At 56.9% G+C, this 20497-nt stretch carries 17 protein-coding genes; 4 read left to right on the top strand and 13 right to left on the bottom strand.

Annotated features, from left to right (window positions below; all coding sequences use genetic code 11):
• Positions 1-48 precede the first annotated feature (48 nt).
• Entirely contained in the window at positions 49-2856 is a 2808-nt protein-coding gene (gene polA / locus PHD44_RS04545) for a DNA polymerase I (protein ID WP_300188500.1), read from the top strand.
• A gap of 93 nt (positions 2857-2949) precedes the next feature.
• On the opposite strand, the gene PHD44_RS04540 is transcribed toward polA, so the two are convergent.
• The 4 genes from PHD44_RS04540 to PHD44_RS04525 all read right to left on the bottom strand — a co-directional run bounded on the left by PHD44_RS04540 (position 2950) and on the right by PHD44_RS04525 (position 8072).
• Entirely contained in the window at positions 2950-5556 is a 2607-nt protein-coding gene (locus tag PHD44_RS04540) for an EAL domain-containing protein (protein ID WP_300188498.1), read from the bottom strand.
• A 205-nt stretch (positions 5557-5761) separates the two neighbouring features.
• Complete coding sequence (locus PHD44_RS04535) at positions 5762-6241, bottom strand: HIT family protein (RefSeq protein WP_300188495.1); 480 nt, start codon at positions 6239-6241, stop codon at positions 5762-5764.
• A gap of 20 nt (positions 6242-6261) precedes the next feature.
• The gene (locus PHD44_RS04530; RefSeq protein ID WP_300188493.1) at positions 6262-7242 is read right to left on the bottom strand and encodes an OmpA family protein; all 981 of its coding nucleotides are present in this window, start codon (positions 7240-7242) and stop codon (positions 6262-6264) included.
• Between the two features lie 11 nt (positions 7243-7253).
• Positions 7254-8072, bottom strand: a complete 819-nt coding sequence (locus PHD44_RS04525; RefSeq protein WP_300188490.1) for a MotA/TolQ/ExbB proton channel family protein — start codon at positions 8070-8072, stop codon at positions 7254-7256.
• Positions 8073-8206: 134 nt separating this feature from the next.
• Between PHD44_RS04525 and PHD44_RS04520 the strand changes: the two genes are divergently transcribed.
• On the top strand, positions 8207-9013 hold the full coding sequence (locus PHD44_RS04520; RefSeq protein WP_300188488.1) for a TatD family hydrolase: 807 nt from the start codon (positions 8207-8209) through the stop codon (positions 9011-9013).
• 210 nt (positions 9014-9223) lie between these two features.
• Here the strand turns inward: PHD44_RS04520 and folE2 are convergent, their stop codons facing one another.
• From folE2 to PHD44_RS04495, 5 genes are all read right to left on the bottom strand, one after another.
• The gene (gene folE2 / locus PHD44_RS04515) at positions 9224-10018 is read right to left on the bottom strand and encodes a GTP cyclohydrolase FolE2 (RefSeq protein WP_300188485.1); all 795 of its coding nucleotides are present in this window, start codon (positions 10016-10018) and stop codon (positions 9224-9226) included.
• Positions 10019-10108: 90 nt separating this feature from the next.
• A complete protein-coding gene (gene queD, locus PHD44_RS04510; RefSeq protein ID WP_300188482.1) occupies positions 10109-10555 on the bottom strand; it encodes a 6-carboxytetrahydropterin synthase QueD in 447 nt (148 codons plus the stop codon).
• Positions 10552-12483, bottom strand: coding sequence for a 1-deoxy-D-xylulose-5-phosphate synthase (gene dxs, locus PHD44_RS04505; RefSeq protein ID WP_300188480.1), 1932 nt, complete (start codon positions 12481-12483; stop codon positions 10552-10554). Before dxs ends, queD begins: the two co-directional genes overlap by 4 nt.
• Positions 12483-13412 carry a polyprenyl synthetase family protein gene (locus PHD44_RS04500; RefSeq protein WP_300188477.1) on the bottom strand — a complete coding sequence of 310 codons (930 nt, stop codon included), beginning with the start codon at positions 13410-13412 and terminating at the stop codon, positions 12483-12485. Before PHD44_RS04500 ends, dxs begins: the two co-directional genes overlap by 1 nt.
• A complete protein-coding gene (locus PHD44_RS04495) occupies positions 13405-13734 on the bottom strand; it encodes an exodeoxyribonuclease VII small subunit (RefSeq protein ID WP_300188476.1) in 330 nt (109 codons plus the stop codon). Before PHD44_RS04495 ends, PHD44_RS04500 begins: the two co-directional genes overlap by 8 nt.
• A 238-nt stretch (positions 13735-13972) precedes the next feature.
• On the opposite strand from PHD44_RS04495, the gene PHD44_RS04490 reads away from it, so the two are divergent.
• Entirely contained in the window at positions 13973-15382 is a 1410-nt protein-coding gene (locus PHD44_RS04490) for an amino acid permease (RefSeq protein ID WP_300188473.1), read from the top strand.
• 22 nt (positions 15383-15404) lie between these two features.
• Here the strand turns inward: PHD44_RS04490 and PHD44_RS04485 are convergent, their stop codons facing one another.
• Positions 15405-15890 carry a low molecular weight protein-tyrosine-phosphatase gene (locus tag PHD44_RS04485; protein ID WP_300188471.1) on the bottom strand — a complete coding sequence of 162 codons (486 nt, stop codon included), beginning with the start codon at positions 15888-15890 and terminating at the stop codon, positions 15405-15407.
• A gap of 488 nt (positions 15891-16378) precedes the next feature.
• On the opposite strand from PHD44_RS04485, the gene PHD44_RS04480 reads away from it, so the two are divergent.
• Positions 16379-16549 carry a hypothetical protein gene (locus tag PHD44_RS04480; protein WP_300188468.1) on the top strand — a complete coding sequence of 57 codons (171 nt, stop codon included), beginning with the start codon at positions 16379-16381 and terminating at the stop codon, positions 16547-16549.
• Here PHD44_RS04480 and PHD44_RS04475 read toward each other — a convergent pair.
• From PHD44_RS04475 to aceF, 3 genes are all read right to left on the bottom strand, one after another.
• Entirely contained in the window at positions 16533-16730 is a 198-nt protein-coding gene (locus PHD44_RS04475) for a transposase (protein WP_300188465.1), read from the bottom strand. The genes PHD44_RS04480 and PHD44_RS04475 overlap by 17 nt on opposite strands.
• 428 nt (positions 16731-17158) lie before the next feature.
• Positions 17159-18931, bottom strand: a complete 1773-nt coding sequence (gene lpdA, locus PHD44_RS04470) for a dihydrolipoyl dehydrogenase (RefSeq protein ID WP_300188463.1) — start codon at positions 18929-18931, stop codon at positions 17159-17161.
• 180 nt (positions 18932-19111) lie between these two features.
• Positions 19112-20434 carry a dihydrolipoyllysine-residue acetyltransferase gene (aceF, locus tag PHD44_RS04465; RefSeq protein ID WP_300188461.1) on the bottom strand — a complete coding sequence of 441 codons (1323 nt, stop codon included), beginning with the start codon at positions 20432-20434 and terminating at the stop codon, positions 19112-19114.
• Positions 20435-20497: the final 63 nt, after the last annotated feature.

Genomic DNA, 20497 nt, shown 5'->3' with positions numbered 1-20497 from the left:
AGCATGTGGCATAGTACCGACCTTGAAGCCAAATTTCGATGACCAACCATGAATGATCTCTTTTCCTCGCAAGTGGCCTCTGTGGCCGAGCCCGCCTCGCCAGCACCATCCAGTCCGCTGATTCTGGTGGATGGCAGTTCGTTCCTGTTCCGCGCCTTTCATGCGCTGCCGCCTCTGACGGCACCGGATGGCACGCCGACGGGTGCGATTCACGGCGTGATCAATATGTTGCAGAAACTTCGGCGAGAGGAAAATCCCGAGCGCATGGCCGTGGTGTTCGATGCGCCCGGTCCTACCTTTCGCGACAAGATCTATCCTGCCTACAAAGCACAGCGCCCACCCTTGCCAGACGACCTGCGCGTGCAGATCGAGCCGGTGCATGAACTGGTGCGTGCGCTGGGTTTTCCGTTGCTGTGCGTTCCGGGCGTGGAAGCGGATGACGTGATCGGCACCTTGATGCATCAGGCGCGGCAGAAAGGCGAATCGGTGCTGGTGGCGACCGCCGACAAGGACTTCGCGCAGTTGGTGACCGAGGGTATTCGTCTGGTCAATACCATGAGCAACACGGTGCTGGATGAAGCGGCCATCGAGGCGAAATACGGCATTACCGCCGCTCAGTTCATCGATTACCTCACGCTGGTCGGCGATACTGTCGACAACATCCCCGGTGTGCCGGGATGCGGCCCGAAAACAGCCGCCAAATGGCTCAACGAATGGCAATCGCTGGATAACCTGATGGCCCATGCCGATCAGATCAAGGGCAAGGTGGGCGAGGCATTGCGGGCTGCCCGTGATTTTCTGCCCATTGGCCGGGATCTGGTGACGATTCGTACCGATTGCGACTTGCCCATTTCCTTGAGCGATCTTGCCGTGCAGGCCCCGGATGTCGACAAGGTTCTGGCGCTGGCGGAGCGGTTCGGACTCAATACCCTACGCAGACAATTTTCACCAGCGCCTTCGGACCCGGCTTCCGATCCTGCACCCGGGCAGGATGCCAAGCAAACTTCTTCGGATGATGGGCAATTGGCTCTGAATGATCCGCCGATGTACGAAACCATCCTGACGGACGCGGACTGGCAGCGTTGGCTGGAACAAATCATAAACGTGGACAAGAAAACACAATGGGTGGCCTTCGATACCGAAACCGATGCACTGGATTTGTTCGATGGCCGGATCGTCGGGGTTTCGTTTTCGATTGAAGACAATCACGCGGCTTATGTGCCGCTGGCGCACAACTATCCCGGCGCACCGGCGCAACTGGATCGGGACACGGTGCTGGCCGATCTCAAGCCCTGGCTCGAAGACGCATCTCGTATCAAGGTGATGCAGAACGCCAAGTTCGACACTCACATGTTGGCCAATCATGGCATCACGCTGCGTGGCGTGAAATTCGACACGATGCTCGAATCCTATGTGCTGGATTCGACCGCCACACGGCATGACATGGATTCACTGGCGGCAAAATACCTTGGGCGTTCGACCATCACGTTCGAAGATATTGCCGGTAAGGGCGCAAAGGCACTGAGCTTCCCCGAGATTCACCTTGAGCAGGCAGGCCCTTATGCGGCTGAGGATGCGGATGTTACCCGGCAATTGCAGCAGTGCCTCTGGGCGAAACTCTCCGCCGAGCCTGGTTTGCGCTCTGTTTACGAGCAGATCGAGCAACCGCTGATTGAAGTTCTGGTGGCCATGGAGCGCGCGGGGGTGCGGGTGGATCGGGACGAGCTTGCAATTCAGGGCAAAGCCATCGGTGCGCGGATTGCCGCGGTGGAGCAGGCCGCGTTCAAGGCGGCCGGGCGCGAATTCAATCTGGGATCGACCAAACAACTCAAGGAATTGTTGTTCGATGAACTCAAGCTGCCCGTGGGCAAGAAAACGCCAAAAGGCGAGCCTTCGACCGACGAAGAGGCGCTTGGCGAGCTGGTAGGTAGCCATCCCTTGCCCGCATTGATTCTCGATTACCGCGGGCTCACGAAGCTCAAATCAACCTATATCGACCGATTGCCCGAAGACATCCATGCCCATACCGGACGGGTACACAGTGCCTTTCATCAAGCCGTGACCGCGACCGGGCGGCTTTCTTCATCCAATCCGAACCTGCAGAACATCCCGATTCGCAGTGAAGAAGGGCGGCGGATCAGGCAGGCATTTGTCGCCGATCCGGGGTATAAACTCATTTCAGCAGACTATTCGCAGATTGAATTGCGCATTATGGCGCATCTGTCCGAGGATGAGCGTCTGTGCGCAGCCTTTGCCGCCGGAGAAGATATTCACCGTGCCACGGCGGCGGAGGTGTTCGGCATCAAGGAAGCCGAGGTGTCGGACAATCAGCGCCGTGCGGCCAAAGCCATTAATTTTGGTTTGATTTATGGCATGTCCGCCTTCGGGTTGGCCAAGCAGCTTGATGTCTCACGTGGCGAGGCACAGGCCTATATCGATCTGTATTTTGCCCGCTATCCCGGGGTGGCGAAGTACATGGAGCGGATGCGGCAACAGGCGCGTCAAATGGGTTATGTGGAAACCGTATTCGGTCGCCGCCTGTATTTGCCGGAGATTCACAGTCGCAATGGCCAGCGACGCCAATACGCCGAGCGTACCGCCATCAACGCGCCGATGCAGGGTACGGCCGCGGACATCATCAAGATAGCGATGATCGCCTTGCATAAGCTGTTGGTGGTGCCCGGGCGAGCCCGGATGATTTTGCAGGTGCACGATGAATTGATCTTCGAGGTGCCCGAGTCTGATGTTGCCGAGATCGAGCCGATCATCCGCGCAGAAATGACAGGGGCTGCAAAATTGAATGTGCCCATCGAGGTGGGTATGGGGGTTGGTAAAAGTTGGGCCGAAGCGCACTAGGAAAGCGCTGATTTATTCAGTGTTTCCCGCTTGGGGCAGGATGCCCCAACACGAACAAATTCGCCCCGTGTCCATATCGGTTGAATTGGATTGCTAATTGAATGTAACTGGATTGTTGCCCTCCGGGGCAGCCTTCTGCTTGGGTGATCGCAAATCCGGAACTTCATAGACATGGGGCTTGCCTTCCAGAAACAAACCTTCCCAGAAGTCCTCGTTTTGCGCCGGTTCGAAAACGAATCCCTGAATATCCATGCGCACATCAAATTTCTTGAGCAGAACCAATTGGTCGACAGTCTCCACGCCCTCGACCACGATATCCAGCTCCAGTGATTCGGCCATTGCAAAAATGGATCTGAGGAGTTTGCACGACTCGGCATCTTCGCTGATCAGATCCACGAATTTCTTGTCGATCTTGATCTTGGAAATGGGCAGCGTGCTCAGATAGGCCAACGAAGAATAGCCTGTGCCGAAATCGTCGATTGCGATCGTGAAGCCTTGCATGGCCAAGCGATGCAATTGGTCTGACATCAGACTCGGATCGCTGCCGAAGCTGCTCTCGGTAACCTCAAGTGTGATCGATGAAAGGGGTAAGCCGGCCTGCTTTGCAATGTTGACCAGCCGCTCGTTGATTTTATCGATTAACAGCAGGCGTGGCGGTAAATTAACCGAGACCGTAAATGTATCCTGTGTTTGCCGCTGCCACTCGCGAATCCGGTTACAGGCCTCGGTGAAGGCCCATTCGGTGATGCGCACAATGGTGTCGGTTTCTTCTGCGAGCGGAATGAATTCTGCCGGGGAAACCCATTCGCCGCCATGACGCCAGCGCATCAGAACCTCGAAGCCGGAGATTTGACCATTCGCCAGCGAAACCTGTGGCTGGTAACTCAGACGCAACTCGCGTTTACCCAGCGCCTTGTCCAAAGCCTGTTGCAGCATGAACCGTCGCCGCGCAAGGTTTTGAGCCTGTGCGCCGTGCATATAGAGACGATCACCGCCTTCTGACTTCGCCATCGACAGGGCGATATCGTTGGTTTTGATCAGATCCTCGATATTGTCGCCATCGTTGGGATAGGTGCTCGTCCCCGCGCTGATTTTCAACGTGATCTGATAGCTGTTGATATGCATAGGCTGGCGAGCCGCAGCCAGCGCACGCTCGGCGAATGCGCGGAGTTCTTCTTCCTGGTTCTGTTCATCTTTTGGCGTCCAGTAGAAGGCAAATTCATCACCATCGACACGCGCCAGTACCGCGCTTGCGGGCAGCAGGGCAGCAAGGGCACGCCCGATCTCGACAAGGACTTGATCGCCATCGTGGTGACCCAATGCATCATTGATAGAGCGGAAATTATCGATACCGATCAAAACGATGCTGAACGATGAATTTGGATGCTGCGCAATCCGTTTTTCGCCCTGTGTCATGAAATAGTGACGGTTGTATAGCCCGGTTACCGTGTCCTGCTCGGCGAGGAAACGCATTTTTGCTTCACGTGCCCGAATTTCAGTGTGATCGCTGAGTACGAAGATCACATGGCCCCGGCCTTCACGCGCTTCGCCCATGAGCTTGATCGAGATCAATGCTGTGATGGTGGGGGCATTTTCCGGGGTGAACTCCACCTCGCCTGACCAGTAACCCTGTTCCAGTACCTGACGCCAGAGCGGTTCGAGCACGGCGGCATCATGTCCCAGCAGGAATTCGAGCAGGGGTTTGGCCGCTAGTTGTTTCTCCGTGCTGTGCAGCATCTCCTGAGCCACCGCGTTGGCCCGGGTCACGTGCCCTGAAATATCGGTCAGGAGAACGGCTTCCTGCACGTTTTCGAACACCGAAGCGGTCAGTGCGAGCTGTTTTTCCGCCTTGCGACGGCTCAGGGTTTCCTGATCGTGTTTCTTCAGGATGGCTTTGAGTTGCTCTCGTGAATCGGAAAGGGTGATCAGCGTGGTTCTAAAATGCTGGACAGCTCGGGCCAGACGACCGATCTGATCGTGACGTTTTTGCTGGGGCAGGGCAGCGGTGGCCTCGCCATCGATCAGTCGATCCGTAATATCCGCCAACTGCTTGATCTGGTGGTTGAAGTACCACAGAGCCGTCATCATCAGGGCGATCTGCAACACGATAAACAGGATCAACAGGGTCTGGTACTGGCTGCTCAACGATTCGGTCGAACCGCGTAACAGCGCCATGGTATCTTCCAGATTCTGATTGGCGGCGCTGATCAACGCACCGAAATCGTCCACCATGATGCGACTGCGTTCCTTGCGGAGCTGACTTTGTATGTCTTTGACTTCGGCGGGTGTGGCAGATGCCGTTGCCGCAGCGGCATTGATCAATGCTTGTGCCTGCTGATCGATACTTCTGGACAGCGCATTGATCTGGGCACCGGCGACACCCCGCAGACCGGCCAACGCGGTATCGGTGCGGATGGCCGCAGCAACCTGCTGAAGAGCCAGTACCTGATCGCGTACGTCTACTCGCTGCCCCGCCGAAAACTGGCTTGTGATCTGCTCGATCTGGGCACTGGTGGCTGCGAATGATTTCCGTAATGTTTCGATGGTTTTACTGGATTCTACAAACCCCGAACTCGCACGCTGGAACGTCTGGAAGTTACTGTTGGCGAGTGTGTTGAGATAGAAAACCAAACCGAGGCTCAAGGCGACCTGGAGGCCGAGAAACATCAAAAATTGGAGCGATAAAGGCACGATGCGCATAACCGGTTGTCCTTATGGGTTTTACGACCAAGAAACCTCTGAAAAGCCTAGGGAATCTCTGCATTTGTGCAGGCCTTTCCTAGAGGTTCTGCGGCACAGGCAGGTGCCGTTATTTCCGCGTGACGATCAGTCGTCAGGGAAATGGCATCAATCTGAAACACAAATTTCGATTGGCTCGGTGCGAGCAGTTTATTCAGTCATTCCTTCAATTGCTAGAGTGTCGCCGAGAGTGGCTTTTGAGTCCAGCGGCGATTGCGTTTGCCCGGGTCAGTCGATCAAGCGGATTGTAGGGTTGGCGTGCGCCATGCCCCCAGACAACATCCGGCCACGCAGCATCATTGCTGAAACGGGCGACGCAGTGAATGTGTAACTGGTCCACCCGATTGCCGATTGCGGCGAAGTTGATGCGGATGGGGGTAAATATTTGCTGCAATACCTGTTGGACTTCGTGCACCTCATCGAGCACCTGATGGGCGATGTCCTGTGGCATGTCCAACCATTGTGTGAGCCCGGCAACACGCGGGATCAACAGAATCCAGGGGAAGCGGGCATCGTCGAGCAGACGTATGGCGCAGGTGGGCAGTTCTGTGACCGGTATGGAATCGGCCAGCAATTGCGGATGGAGTTTCCAGGCAGCCTCATTGGAAGTAGTGCTGGCGGGGGGGTGATCGGTCTGCTGCATCATGGGGTTTTCCTTGCTCGCTTTTATGGCTGACTTGCAGGCTGGGCCGCGGATGCGGGTTTGGTTCCCGCTAAAACTTTGGACAGCATGCTGGCGGGCAGTTGTAATTCCAGATCGACCCGGCGATTTTCCGCCCGGCCGCTGGCTGTGTCGTTCGAGGCGATCGGGTGCGTGTCGGCAAAGCCAATGGCCGAAAGCCGCTCCGGTTGAACGCCACTGGCGATCAGTGCTTGTACCACAGCCGCCGCCCGCGCCGCGGAGAGTTCCCAATTAGAGGGAAATTGCAGGGTATGGATTGGCACGTTGTCCGTGTGGCCCTGAACGGCAATGGGATAATCGCCTGCCTTGAGGCGGTCAGCCAAACGTTTGAGCAATTGTATGCCGGCAGCCGAGAGCGCCGAATTGCCCGAGGAAAAGAGGATATTGTCTTTAACGCGAAGATTAATGCGCCCTTTGACCACAGAAACATCGACATCTTTGCCTAAGCCCGAGAACAGGGCACGGGCCTGATTCTGAACGGACTCGTCCGTCATGGCAGGCACGGGCGGATTAGCCGTGGGTTCATTCGGACTGATCGGTGGTTGTGTGCCCGCTTTGCCAATCAGCGCATTGCCAGTCTGCGGAATATTGCCCTGGGTCGGCGTTTCTCCCGGCGAGATTTGTGTGGTTGGCATCGGGCCGGTCTGGGGCGTGGGGGTTTTATCCACTTTTTGTGCCTGCTGCGTGCTGCCGCTGCTGGCAACCATGGTGACGGTATTGTCCTTGCTCTGATACGCGTAGGCGGCGAGCAGGACAAACATCGTCAGCAGCAGCGTCATCAAATCGACCATGGTAAGCAACCAGAACGATTGGTCATCTTCGATCAGATGGGCATCTTCTTCCCAACCTTCGTGCCATGGCCGTGAAAACACGCCTGTTTTTTCGGCGAGTTCGATCTCCGACTGGATGCTCTGAGTCACTTGATCGTTCAGCGTGTCATCAGGCGGAGGCTTCTGGCTATTCATGGCTGTTGCGCTTAGCGTGTGCCGCGTACCGAACCCGTACGTTTGCCGGGCTGGCTGGCTCCCTCGCGCAGTTCATCTTCGCTCTGTGCGAGGAAGGATTGCAGCGTTTCGCGGATGAACGCAGGGGAGCGTTGTTGCTGCATCAGCATCACGCCTTCGACCATCATGTTCATGACCATCACCCTTTGCTCGGTCCGGCGTTCCAGTTTGAGCGCAATGGGCTTGAAAATCATGTTGGCGAGGAGAATGCCGTAGAGCGTTGTGATCAGCGCCAGTGCCATGTTCACGCCGATGTCCGCGAAGTGCGCGGCGTCCATGGCATGGAGCATGTTGATCAGCCCGAGTAGGGTGCCCAGCATGCCGAATGCGGGGGCGAAGGCGGCCATGGTGCGAAAAATCTGCGCCTCGGCGCGTTCGCGGGCGCGCATCCGGCCGATTCGCCATTGCAGCAGGGTCATGATGTCCTCATTCGATGCGCCGTCCAGCACCATCTGCATCCCGGTTCTCAGGAAGGGATTGTTGATTTTGGTGAGCCTCTCATCTGCTCGGTTGATCTGCCCCTGAAACTTGAGTTTGGCCACATCGACCAATTCTGCAATATCGCGCTCGGTATACAGACGCTCGTTGCGCAGTACAATCGTGAAAACGCGGAAAACCCGCAACACTTCGTGCAACGGATAACTGATCAGCGTGGCCGCAATCGTTCCGCCCAGCACGAGGAACAGGCTCGTTGGGCTGAAGTAGTCCGACACATGGTTCGATGACAGGAAAATTGCACCGATGACAATGCCAAATCCGCCAAAAATGCCTAACAGGGTTGCTGGATTCAAAACAGTGCTCTCATTTCAAGTGCTCAGGGATCACAGGGTTGTTCTCTGTCATCGGCAGAATACTCGATTTATTGAGCCGAATGTGTGGAGGGTGCCGGTGTGATGGTTTCAATAGATAACAAAACTGGTATTTGATGTTCGATACACATTGTCACCTTGAAGATCTGGTTGCATCACGATCATTGGCCGACGTGGTGGCGCGTATGCGACAGGCAGGTGTTGATGGCCTGCTTTGCGTGGGTGTCGCACCCGATCAGTGGGGAAAACAGAACGAAGTGGCGCAGATGGCTCGTAACCTCGGAGTCTCGGTTGGTCTCGCGTATGGCGTGCATCCCTGGTGGGCGGATCGGCTCGAACCGAGCGCCGCGCTGAAGGCTTTAGCGCGCTGGATTGAACAGGAAGGCGACCGGGTGCTGGCGATCGGTGAAATCGGGCTGGATTTTGCGCCCAAGATGCCGGATGCGGCGCGTCAGACCGAACTCTTTCTCGGGCAGGTGGATATCGCCTTGCAGCACAGGCTGCCGGTGATTCTGCATGAACGCAAATCCGCGGATAAGTTGCTGTCCGTCATCCGGCGCCATCCCACGCTTCGGGGCGTCGTGCATGGTTTTACCGGCTCGTTGCAGCAGGCCCGTCAGTTGATCGAGCAGGGATTCTATATCGGTGTCGGCGCGGCAATCACCCATCCGCGCGCCACACGATTGCGGGCCATGTTAGGCGCTTTGCCCATCGAGGCATTGTTGCTCGAATCCGATGCGCCGAACCAGCCCGGACATGCGCACCGGGGCGAGGCGAATGAACCTGCCTTCATTGTCGAACAGCTCGATGTGCTTGCAAAATTGTTTGTGATGGAAGTAGACGCGCTCGTGGAACGACTGGACGCCAACGCGAACGACCTGTTCGGTGGCCGTCTGCAACCGGGGGCGTTGAGTAGCCATTAGCCGAAATGCAGCGACTAAGGCGCAGGGGCTGCCAGAAAATTTATCGAGAAGCCCGCAATTATGATCCTAGGTAAATGCTGATTTATTCCATCCATGGAACAAATCAGCTCGCTCATCGCGGTACACGCCCGCGCTGGCTCCCACGAATCAAAGACTTACGTCTTTATTCGTGTTGGGGCATCCTGCCCCAAGCGGGAAGCACTGAATAAATCAGCGCTTCCCTAGGCGATCGATCACAGCCCAGGCCGAGTGGTTGTGAATCGACTCGAAGTTTTCTACGGTGACCCGATAGCCCGCGATGCCGGGGTAATCAGCCAAGGTGCCTGCCACGTCGCGGATCATGTCTTCGACGAACTTGGGATGGTCGAAGGCATATTCGGTAATGAACTTTTCATCAGGTCGCTTGAGCAATCCCCACAATGCGCAGGAGCCTTGATCTTCAATCTTGCCGATTAAATCGACAATCGACAGGGACGCATCGGTGACGCAGGCCGTGACGGTCACATGTGAGCGCTGGTTGTGCGCGCCATAAGTTGAAATCTCCTTGGAACAGGGGCACAGGCTGGTGACGGGTACAACGAGTTCAAGCCGGGTTTCAACCTGTCCTTGAGCGTCCAGATGACCGCTCAGGCTCAGTTGATAGTCCATCAGGGCTTTCTGGCCGCTGACGGGCGCGGATTTTTCCACGAAGAACGGCATATTGAAGTGCGCATCGGCGGTGTTCGCGTGCAGTAATTCGGCCATGCGGCGTATCCAGTCAGGCAGGGTGGCCAGCGATAAAACCAGCGGCTCGGCATTCAACAGCGCGACAAACCGGGACATGTGCGTGCCTTTCTTGTCTGCAGGCAGAGCGACGGTCAGTTCGCATTCTGCGATTGTCGCTTGACGATAATCGCCATCAACCACGGTGAGCGGATGCCGGATGGCCTTGATGCCCACACGGTCGATCTCGATATTGCGTGGATCGAATGAAGATTGCACATCAGGCATGGCGCTCTGGGTCATGGGAGAAGATTCCTGTCAGATTCGTAAGGTGAAGACGAAGGGATAAAGGATAGCAAACGTGTCAAGAACCCGATTTGGATAACATCTGGGTCAGGCACGGTAGGTGACGGCGGAATAATCGTTTTCCCATACCGTAATGGCACTCACGCGGGCGTAGGGCTGGTTGAGCATCCGGCTCAACTCCACAAAGAACCAGACGGCGATGTGTTCGGCGGTCGGGTTGATCCGGTCAAACGGTTCGATCTGGTTCAGAAACTGGTGATCCAGTGTCTTGGCTGCTTCCCGCGCGGCTTTTTTCATGGCCTTGAAATCGATGACCATGCCGACGTCATCGAGCTTTTGGCCGGTTACTTCGACGATGATCTTCCAGTTATGGCCATGTAATCGCGCGCAGTTGCCCTCGTAGCCGTGCAATTGATGGGCGGCGGCGAAATCCGCGGTGACCGTGAGGCAAAATTGCCCGTTTGGTGCGGCCAACTGATTGTTTACGCGATCAAAAATTGGCTCAAGTGCGGCTGTTGAGGCGATGGTGTTCATGCGGGCAGTACCTGCCGTAAAAAATCGGACATCGTACTGTTTAGACTACGTTCGTCAAGTCCGCAATCGGCAAGGCATTCTCCACGAGTGCCGTGCTCAATGAACGTGTCGGGCAGCGCCATGTGTTTGACCGGTTTGAACAGGCCCAATTCGGTCGTGTGCGCAATCATGCTGGCGCCGATGCCGCCGAGTTTGCTGCCTTCTTCAATAATCATCCAGGCGGCGTGTTCCTCAATCAGCGGCAGCAGGGCAGGCCAGTCGACGGGTTTGGCCCAGCGCAGGTCAACCACGGTGGCTGCCAGATCGGCGCTGGCTTTCAATGCCGTTTGCACCTTGGAGCCCAGCGCGATGACCAGCAGGCTGCGCCGGGGTTCGTCTGCCCGTCGCCGGACGCGTAGCCCCAACGGGGTGCGCGCGGCTTCGCCACCGAGATCGGCCGGACATTCGCCGCGAGGGTAACGCACCAGTACGGGTGAATCGGCAGCAATGCCCCAATCCAGCGCGGCATGAAGATCGGCGGCATCGGCGGGCACGGCGATTTTCAGATTCGGCACGGCCTGCCCGAATGCTAGATCGAAGCTGCCGGCATGGGTTGCGCCATCCGGCCCGACCAGTCCGGCCCGATCCACGGCGAACAGTACCGGCAGGTTTTGCAGGGCTATGTCGTGAATGACCTGATCCCAGGCGCGCTGCAGGAAGGTGGAGTAAATGGCGACGACAGGTCGCATGCCTTCTGCCGCAAGACCACCGGCGAAGGTGACGGCGTGTTGCTCGGCAATGCCGACATCGAAGCAGCGCTGCGGATGACGCGCGACAAAACCGGCCAGGCCGGAGCCTTCGATCATGGCGGGCGTGATCACGACGACCGACGGATCGCTGCCTTGCGTATCGAGCCAGTCACCAAATGCCATTGTCCAGGTTTTGGGTGGCGGTGTTTTTTGAGCCGTGCCTTGGCTGACGGATTGCGGTTCGAGCTTGATTACTTTTTTCGGATCGAATTTGCCGACGCCGTGATAACGGACCGGATCGAGTTCTGCCGGGTTGAATCCCCGGCCTTTTTGAGTGACAACGTGCAGCAAGCGCGGACCGGTCTGGCGCCGCAGGTTCTCCAGCGTGTCAACAAGCAGGGGCAGATCGTGGCCGTCGATCGGGCCGAAGTAGGCAAAGCCCAATTCTTCGAACAGGCTGGTAACGCCCAGCAAGTGTTTCATGCCATCGCGCAAGCCGACGCGGGTGGTGTTAAGGATTTCACCCAAGGGCCCGGTTTGAGACAGCAGGTTCTGACCACCCTGGCGCAATTTGTTCACAACCGGATTGCTGCGAAGTCGGGTGAGGTGCTGATTGAGCGCGCCGACGTTCCTGGAAATGCTCATCTCATTATCGTTGAGCACGACCAAGAGATTCGCCTTCATGTCGCCCGCGTGGTTGAGCGCTTCGAAGGCCTGCCCGGCCGTGAGTGCGCCATCACCGATCACCGCGACGGCATGGTGGTCCTCGCCGCGCAATTTGGCCGCGACTGCCATGCCAAGCGCGGCACTGATCGAGGTGCTGGAATGCCCGGTCCCAAAGGGATCGAAATCACTTTCCGCACGGCGTGTGAAACCGGATATGCCATCCCGCATACGCAGTCCGGACATGGCTTCGCGGCGCCCGGTGAGCATCTTGTGTCCATAGCTCTGGTGACCGACATCCCAGATCAGTCGATCATCGGGCGTGTTGAAAACGTAATGCAGCGCGATGGTCAGTTCGATGACGCCGAGATTGGCCGCCAGATGACCACCCGTTTGTGCGACGCGCTCGATCAGTTCGGCGCGCAACTGGGCGGCGAGCTGGACAAGGTGCCGCTTGGGCAGGCGGCGCAGGTCGGCCGGTTGGTCGATCAAATCGAGCAGGTTGAAATCGGTCGGTTCGTTGGGCACGTGACTCATCAATGATCCCGCATCAAAACAAAGCGGGCGCAGGCGCGCAGGCCACAGGCACGTGCACCCATGGGTTCGAGGGCATTGAGCGCATCACGCATGGTGGCGTTAAGATGGGCGCGTGCTGCGTCCAGTCGCAACACTGTCACATAAGAATATTTATGGTCGGCCGCATCTTTGCCGGGCGTTTTGCCCAGTTGTTCGGCGCTGCCGGTGGCGTCAAGGATGTCATCCTGGATCTGGAAGGCGAGCCCGAGCGGGCGAATGAATGCTTCCAGCGCTGCGCGATCTTCGGCCGAGCATCCACTCGCCCCCATCATCAGGGCGGCATACAGCAAGGCGCCGGTTTTCAGTTCGTGCATCCGGGTGAGTTCAGCCAATGCCGGTATCTGCGCAGGTGGATTCAAATCGAGTTGCTGGCCGAACACCATCCGGTTCGCGCCGGTGCTGAGCAGTGAAACCCAGTGAAGACGGGTCTCAACATCGGTTTTCGGCGCATCTGCAAGCAAACTGAAAGCCAGAGACTGCAGCGCATCGCCAGCCAGAATGGCGGTGGCTTCATCAAAAGCGCGGTGGACGGTGGGTTTGCCCCGGCGCAGATCGTCGTTGTCCATGCTTGGCAAGTCGTCATGGATGAGCGAGTAGCCGTGGATCAACTCAATGGCGACGGCAGCATTCCATAACTGTTCGAGCCGGGGATCGTTCGGGTCGGGGAGGCCGCCGGGCGTGTTGTCCAGACTGGCGCCCAGAATCACCAGCATCGGACGCAGCCGCTTGCCACCGTCGATGACGGCGTGGCCGATGGCATCTTTCAACCGCTGTGGGGATTCGCCCAGAATGTCGTCCAGCCGCTGTTTGAGCCGGATTTCGAACGCTGCCTGAAAATCCCGCTGCCACGATTGGAAGGTGGCGATATCAAGCCTGAGGTGATCAAACATCAAAGAAGGCATCGGCTGGCGGCAGGTCGGGCTGTGGTTTTGGATTGTCTTTCTTACCGTTTTTCCTCGGTGATTCTTCCTCGTCGGACTGCATGAGTGCTTCAATTCGCTGTTCTGCGGCCTTGAGCGCCTGTTCGCACTGTCGGGCCAGAAGGGCTCCGCGCTCGTAATCGGCCAGGGATTGCTCCAATGAGGTTTCACCCTGTTCCAGCCGGGCGACGATTTGTTCCAGCTCGCTCATGCTACGTTCGTATTGAGCGATCACATCCGGATTCCCGGCTTCAATCGTGTGCGCGGCGGTCGAGGTTTTGCGGACGGCCATGAGAATCTCGCTGCTGGTCGATGATAGAGGATCGACAATTATAGCTGTCAACCGGGTGGACGTTAAGGAACCTCTGATTAATTCCTTGATTGTTATAAGGCAGATATCGAGTGGTGTGCGGGACAAAATTGAACCAATTCACCATTTTTCGGGCTAGAATCGGACGGAACAGGGATTGTCGTCAGATGGTCATCTTTTAATTCAATGGTCATTTTTGATTTAAGGAACCCGCCGCCTTATGAATTTATTCCGAACCAAACCTGCCAGCCCTGCCGCCTTTTGTGATTCGGGTCTGAAACGTTGTCTGGGCGCCTTCGACCTGACATTCATGGGTATCGGCGCGATTATCGGTACTGGTATTTTCGTGCTGACCGGCATTGCGGCCGCCGTTTATTCCGGCCCGGCCGTCATTATCTCCTTCATTCTGGCGGGTCTGGCCAGCGGTTTCGCAGCCTTGGCCTATGCCGAACTGGCCGCCTCAGTGGGTGGTTCCGGCAGTGCCTACGGCTACAGTTATGCCGCTTTCGGCGAGATCATCGCCTGGATGGTCGGTTGGGATCTGATTCTCGAATATGCCGTTTCGGTCGCGGCAGTGGCCAACGGTTGGTCGGGGTATTTCGAAAATGCGCTGACGGCGATCGGATTGGGGTTGCCCGCCGCGCTCACCAAGGCGCCATCGATGGGCGGCATCATCAACTTGCCCGCGTCGCTGATTATCCTCATGCTGATGGTTCTGCTCATTATCGGCGTGCGGGAATCGGCGCGCGTCAATGTGGCCATGGTATTCGTGAAGCTTTTGACCATCACCGTATTCATCGCAGTAGCGGGGTTCAATGTGCATCCGGAGAACTGGACGCCCTTCATCCCGTTTGGCTGGTTCGAGCACGCGGACGATGGCCGACCGATCGGTATTCTGGCCGGGGCGTCGATCGTGTTTTTTGCCTATGTGGGCTTCGATGCCGTTTCGACGGCGGTGGAGGAGGCGCGCAACCCCCAGCGTGATGTGCCCATCGGCATTATCGCTTCACTGATTATTTGTACGCTCATTTATATTGTGGTTTCGGGGTTGCTCACGGGTGTTGTGTCATACACTAAGCTTAATGTTTCTTCGCCTGTGGCCTACTCGTTGCAATTGCTTGGGTACAACTGGGCCTCTGCTCTGGTCGCGACGGGTGTGATTACCGGTCTGACCACGGTGATGCTCGTGCTGTATTACGCACTGACGCGGATCATCTTTGCCATGTCCCGCGATGGCCTGCTCACCGCCAAGTTGGCGCGCGTCCATCCCAATACAAAGACTCCGGTGCGCATCATCGTGATTTGTGGCGTGGTGATTTCACTCGTTGCCGGTCTGGTGCCGTTAGGCGAATTGGCCGAATTGGTAAATATCGGCACGCTGGCCGCGTTTGTGCTCGTCAGCCTCGGTGTGATTGTTTTGCGGATGCGTCAGCCCGAGCTGCCGCGCCCGTTCAAGAACCCCTTCGGTTACACCCTGCCCATTCTGGGCATCCTGTCCTGCGGGGCCTTGATGATGTTCCTGCCCGTTGTGACCTGGATCCGTTTCCTCGGCTGGCTGGCCATCGGCATGGTGATTTATTTCGCCTATTCCTATCGCCACTCACACCTTGGGGCAGAGCCCAAGGCCTGATTCCGGCTTATCTTCGGTTGGCTCAGCGTCCGCCCGAGTGCTGGCGGATGGCTTGAACCAAACCATCGCAGGCCGCCTCGACCATATCGAGTACCTGATCAAATCCTCTTGGGCCACCATAGTACGGGTCGGGTACTTCGCTCAGCCCGTAATCGGGCGCAAACGACATGAACAACTGGGGCTTGTCCCGCAAATGGCTTGGGGCCAATTGCCTGAGAATCGAAAGATTTTCGTGATCCATCGCCAGAACATAATCGAACTGTTCGATATCGCCCGCGCTGACCTGGCGCGCGCGCAGCACATCCATTCGATAACCGCGCTGGGCCGCCACCGTAGTCGAGCGTTGATCGGGTGGATTACCAATGTGATAGGCGTGCGTGCCCGCCGAGTCGATCACGACCGCATCTGCTAAATCGGCGTCTTCCACGTATTTTCGAAAAACGGCTTCGGCAGTCGGTGAGCGGCAAATATTGCCCATGCAGACGAATAAAACTGATGTTTTTTTCATATAAGTCAATATCTTGTTGTATATTTTTCGCCTCGTGAAAACGCACAAAAACATGCGTTTTCACTCTATTTGAATCAGTAGCTTATCATGGTGTTTTGAACACATCTGTCGAAAGTTTCCCCCATTCCGAACCACAAATGTCCCGATAAGTGGGTATCTCGAAAAACCGTCACGGGCTGACGCCAGCTCAATGCGAAGCAGGCGTGAGCCCGCGCTAGCGGCTTGAGTGCAAGGCGGCCTGAGCGCAGTGACCGAGACATAGCAAATAGAAAGGGCTCCCCACCCACATGATTTCGACGGCGAATCTTGCCGATGGTTTCCGTGCAAAGCACTCCAGGATGACTTCCGCCAAAACGGCGGTGGTCAAATTTGGACGTTGTTTCCCTCGGCTTCCTGCTCAGTTTGCACGCTGTTTTACATATTGATTGCAAAATTCAATGGAGCACGGTCATAACGCGCTCATCTTATTAATAACGCGTGGATGAACCATGACCCAAGATTTTCGAGTCTGTGCTACCAGCGCACTGGTGGCACTGTCATTAGGCTTGGCTGCGTGCAATGGGGGGTTCGTCCTCGACCACATCAGTACCAACCACGTCACCATCGAACACCACATCAACCACCTACACCTCACCGGTCTGGCTACCGGTCATCGGTGACATTGCAGGACAACAGTGTAGACAGACTGGGAATCCAGCGACGCAATAGGTTGGCATTCACCCCGTGCGCCAGTGCCACTCCGGCAACCGATGCACCGGGTTGCTGACATAGGGTAATCAGTTGCGCCTTGATTTCAGCGGGATGGTAGCGCCGTTGGCGGGCAGATGGTGTCGGGTTCATAAAAGTGTCCACTAAAAATAGGTGGAAACTTTGTGCCCTACTCTTTACCTGTCAGAACAGGTGGGGCGGCCGGAAGCTTACAAAAATCTGGCAATGCTGCTTGGAAAGATGGCCGTTTGTTGTGGAATTTGAGCCGGATTCGGCCACAAGTATTACTCTAAAGTGAAATTCGGACTTTCATTTGAGAGATCTATTGGTGGTCTAAACGTAATTTAAGCAGCATGAAAATTGGCTGGCTGTGCTAACCAAAACGAAGTTGTTTTGCACGACTATTTGTTTTCATGATGTTCCTCTCTTTTATTACCTTTTAGGGAAACCTAAAATTTCGCGGATGATCAGCCAATGTTTTCCGTGATAGTCACCGGAATGGCTGGATCGTAACTGAGCCGGGAAAAGCTAGTCCTCATCGGCATTCGCGTACTGAGGGCTTATCGCTTCTTGGGGGGCAGTAAATCCGTGATCGTTCCTTCGGCCATTTCCGCTGCGAAACCCAATGTTTCAGAAAGGGTGGGGTGCGGGTGGATGGTCAGGGCGATATCACTCATGTCTGCGCCCATTTCCATGGCGAGCACGGCTTCGGCTATCAGTTCGCCCGCGTTGGGGCCGACGATGCCGACGCCGAGCAGGCGGTGGGTTTCTGCGCAGAAGAGGGCCTTGGTCAGGCCTTCATCTCGACCGATACTGAGCGAGCGGCCTGATGCGGCCCAGGGGAAGGCGCCTTTTTCATAGGCAATGCCTTCTTCCTTGAGTTGATCTTCGGTTTTGCCCGCCCACGCAATTTCCGGGTCGGTGTAGGCCACGCTCGGGATGGTGATGGGCGTGAAGGCGGATTTCATGCCGCAGATGACTTCTGCTGCAACCTTGCCTTCATGCACGGCCTTGTGGGCCAGCATGGGTTGGCCGACGATGTCACCGATGGCGAAGATGTGCGACACATTGGTTTGCATCCGCGCGTCAACGGGTATGAAGCCGCGCTGATCGACGGTGACACCGGCCGCTTCCAGGTTGAGCTTGCGGCCGTTCGGCGAGCGGCCGACAGCGACCAGAATCTTGTCGAAGCGATCGGTTGCCGGGGCGGATTTGCCTTCGAAGGTCACATCCAAGCCTTCGGTGGTCGCGGTGACGCCGGTGACCTTACTGCCGAGATAAATGTTCTCGTAGCGTTTCTTGATGTCTTTGAGCAGCGGGCGAACCAGGTCCTTGTCCGCGCCGGGGATGATGTTGTCCGCCAGTTCGACGATGGTGATCTTGCTGCCGAGCGACGCATACACCTGTGCCATTTCCAGCCCGATGATGCCGCCACCGATGATCAGCATCCGCTTGGGGATATCCGCCAGTTCGAGCGCGCCGGTCGAATCGATGACGCGGGGATCGTCGTGGGGAATGAAGGGCAGTTTCACCGGTTGTGAACCGGCGGCGATGATGGCGTGTTCGAATTGAACGGTCGTCTGGCTGCCATCGGCGGCGGTAATGCGGATATGGTTGGCGCTGGCAAATTGGCCGACGCCTTGCAGGATCCTGACCTTGCGCTGTTTGGCTAATTGCTTGAGGCCGCCGGTGAGCTTGTCAATCACGCCGTTCTTGAAGCCGCGAAGGCCATCGAGATCGATTTTCGGCTCGGCAAAGGTAATGCCGTGACTGCCCATTTCGCGGGTTTCGTTGAGAATGCCGGATACGTGCAGCAGGGCCTTGGACGGGATGCAGCCCACGTTCAGGCACACGCCACCGATTTTTTCATAGCGCTCGATCAGGATGACCTTCTTGCCCAGATCTGCGGCGCGGAAGGCGGCGGTGTAGCCGCCGGGGCCTGCGCCCAGAACGATCACTTCACATTGATGATCTGCATTTATATCAGACGGCGCTGCGACGGGTGCTGCCGTTGCGACAGCAGTCGCCTCGGCCTTGGGTGCGCTGGGTGCCGGTTCTGCGGCTGCGTGGGCTGATTCGCCCGGGGATTCAGTGGCGGATTCCATGGTGGCGATGGGGTCGCCCGTGCCGACTTGATCGCCGACCTTGACCAGCAGTTCGACAATCTTGCCGGATTTTGGCGCCGGGATCTCCATGGTGGCCTTGTCGGATTCCAGCGTGAGCATCGAGGTTTCGGCCTCGACGGTTTGCCCGGCTTCAACCAGCACTTCGATGATTTCGACTTTGCCGGACACGCCGATGTCGGGCAGTTTGATGGTTTCAAGTGATGCCATGTCGGTGTCCCTTGTGAGAATCTGTTTAGAGAAGCTCTGAATAATTCCATCCTGGAATTCTCAGAGAACGCAAAGCAAAAGGTGTGACTTTTGCCTTGCTTCATTTTCAACCACCTACGTGATTGAAAATGGCGGCACGTCCTTGTGCCGCACGGAACCTCTGATTTCATCAGAGGCTCCTTAGAGAATGAGTTCGCGCAAATCGCTCAGCACAGCCGAGAGGGCCGTGATGAAGCGGGCACCCTGAGCGCCATCGATTACGCGATGATCGTAGGACAGGGCGAGCGGCAGCATCAGGCGCGGTTCGAAGGTTTCGCCGTTCCAGACCGGGCTCATTTTCGAGCGCGAAACGCCGAGAATCGCGACTTCCGGCCCGTTCACAATCGGAGTGAACTGGGTGCCGCCGATGCCGCCGAGGCTGGAAATCGAGAAGCAGCCGCCGGACATATCCTCCGGGCTGAGTTTGCCGTCCCGTGCTCGGGCACTGACTTCGGCGAGTTCGGCTGAGAGTTCGAACAGGCCTTTTTGATCGACGTTGCGGATCACGGGGACGACCAAGCCATTGGGTGTGTCGACAGCCACGCCGATGTGGATGTATTTCTTGAGAATCAGGTTCTCGCCACTGGCATCGAGTGAGGCGTTGAATTTGGGGAAGTCGGCGAGTGCGCGCGCCACGGCTTTGAGAATGAACACCAGCGGGGTGAGCTTGACGCCGGCTTTTTCCGCCCGAGCTTTCAACGATTGGCGGAAGGCTTCGAGATCGGTGATGTCGGTTTCATCGAACTGGGTGACATGCGGAATATTCAGCCAGCAGGTAGACAAATGCTTGCCCGAACGCTTTTGAATCCGGGATAACGGCACGGTCTCGATTTCGCCGAACTGGCTGAAGTCGATGCTGGGTAGGGGCGGAATGGAGCCGCCAGCCGCTGCCACAGGGCCTGCCGATTGAGTCAGTGCATTCTTGACGAAGGCCGTGACGTCGTCTTTCTGGATGCGTCCCTTCACACCGGTGCCGGTAACTTTGGCGAGGTCCACGCCCAGCGTGCGGGCAAACGCGCGTACCGAAGGGCTGGCGTGGAACGCGGCGCCAAATGTCGGTGCGTTGATGGGCGTGTTTTCAACGTTCGCCGGAGCCGCTGCGGGTGTTGGTGCCACAGCTGCCGCAGGCGCAGCTTCTACGGGGGCAGGCGCGGTTGGTTCAGGCGCCGGAACACTTGAGGCGGCCGGTTCAGCTTTGGCAGGTTCCGGTGCCGGGCTGGCAGCGTCTTCCGCATCCATTTCGACAATGATGTCGCCCACGTTGACGGTGTCGTCCGTTTTGACCAGCACCTTTTTCACCACGCCGGCGAACGGCGCGGGGATTTCCATGGTGGCCTTGTCGGATTCGAGGGTAATCAGTGATTGCTCGGCTTCAACCCGGTCACCCACGGCAACCAGGACTTCGATGACAGGCAAGTCTTTGAAGTTGCCGATATCCGGCAAGGGGACTGATTTCACGGTCATACGCGTGCTCCAAAAATGTTCAATCCAAAATTGTTCCATGTGATGCGCCCCGTTGCATGTAGC

The organism is Halothiobacillus sp. (genome assembly GCF_028710545.1).
Classification (GTDB): domain Bacteria; phylum Pseudomonadota; class Gammaproteobacteria; order Halothiobacillales; family Halothiobacillaceae; genus Halothiobacillus.
Note: the sequence above shows the minus strand (reverse complement) of the source record. Positions and strands in the feature narration are given on the sequence as shown.

What these genes read in the sequence shown, in the direction of transcription:
- PHD44_RS04500 (WP_300188477.1), bottom strand. Translation starts at nt 13,412, where the DNA reads ATGTTTGATCACCTCAGGCTTGATATCGCCACCTTCCAATCGTGGCAG.
- PHD44_RS04475 (WP_300188465.1), bottom strand. Translation starts at nt 16,730, where the DNA reads ATGAACCCGACACCATCTGCCCGCCAACGGCGCTACCATCCCGCTGAA.
- PHD44_RS04540 (WP_300188498.1), bottom strand. Translation starts at nt 5,556, where the DNA reads ATGCGCATCGTGCCTTTATCGCTCCAATTTTTGATGTTTCTCGGCCTC.
- folE2 (WP_300188485.1), bottom strand. Translation starts at nt 10,018, where the DNA reads ATGACCCAGAGCGCCATGCCTGATGTGCAATCTTCATTCGATCCACGC.
- PHD44_RS04485 (WP_300188471.1), bottom strand. Translation starts at nt 15,890, where the DNA reads ATGAAAAAAACATCAGTTTTATTCGTCTGCATGGGCAATATTTGCCGC.
- PHD44_RS04480 (WP_300188468.1), top strand. Translation starts at nt 16,379, where the DNA reads ATGACCCAAGATTTTCGAGTCTGTGCTACCAGCGCACTGGTGGCACTG.
- PHD44_RS04495 (WP_300188476.1), bottom strand. Translation starts at nt 13,734, where the DNA reads ATGGCCGTCCGCAAAACCTCGACCGCCGCGCACACGATTGAAGCCGGG.
- PHD44_RS04520 (WP_300188488.1), top strand. Translation starts at nt 8,207, where the DNA reads ATGTTCGATACACATTGTCACCTTGAAGATCTGGTTGCATCACGATCA.
- PHD44_RS04530 (WP_300188493.1), bottom strand. Translation starts at nt 7,242, where the DNA reads ATGAATAGCCAGAAGCCTCCGCCTGATGACACGCTGAACGATCAAGTG.
- dxs (WP_300188480.1), bottom strand. Translation starts at nt 12,483, where the DNA reads ATGAGTCACGTGCCCAACGAACCGACCGATTTCAACCTGCTCGATTTG.
- aceF (WP_300188461.1), bottom strand. Translation starts at nt 20,434, where the DNA reads ATGACCGTGAAATCAGTCCCCTTGCCGGATATCGGCAACTTCAAAGAC.
- PHD44_RS04490 (WP_300188473.1), top strand. Translation starts at nt 13,973, where the DNA reads ATGAATTTATTCCGAACCAAACCTGCCAGCCCTGCCGCCTTTTGTGAT.
- polA (WP_300188500.1), top strand. Translation starts at nt 49, where the DNA reads ATGAATGATCTCTTTTCCTCGCAAGTGGCCTCTGTGGCCGAGCCCGCC.
- queD (WP_300188482.1), bottom strand. Translation starts at nt 10,555, where the DNA reads ATGAACACCATCGCCTCAACAGCCGCACTTGAGCCAATTTTTGATCGC.
- PHD44_RS04535 (WP_300188495.1), bottom strand. Translation starts at nt 6,241, where the DNA reads ATGATGCAGCAGACCGATCACCCCCCCGCCAGCACTACTTCCAATGAG.
- lpdA (WP_300188463.1), bottom strand. Translation starts at nt 18,931, where the DNA reads ATGGCATCACTTGAAACCATCAAACTGCCCGACATCGGCGTGTCCGGC.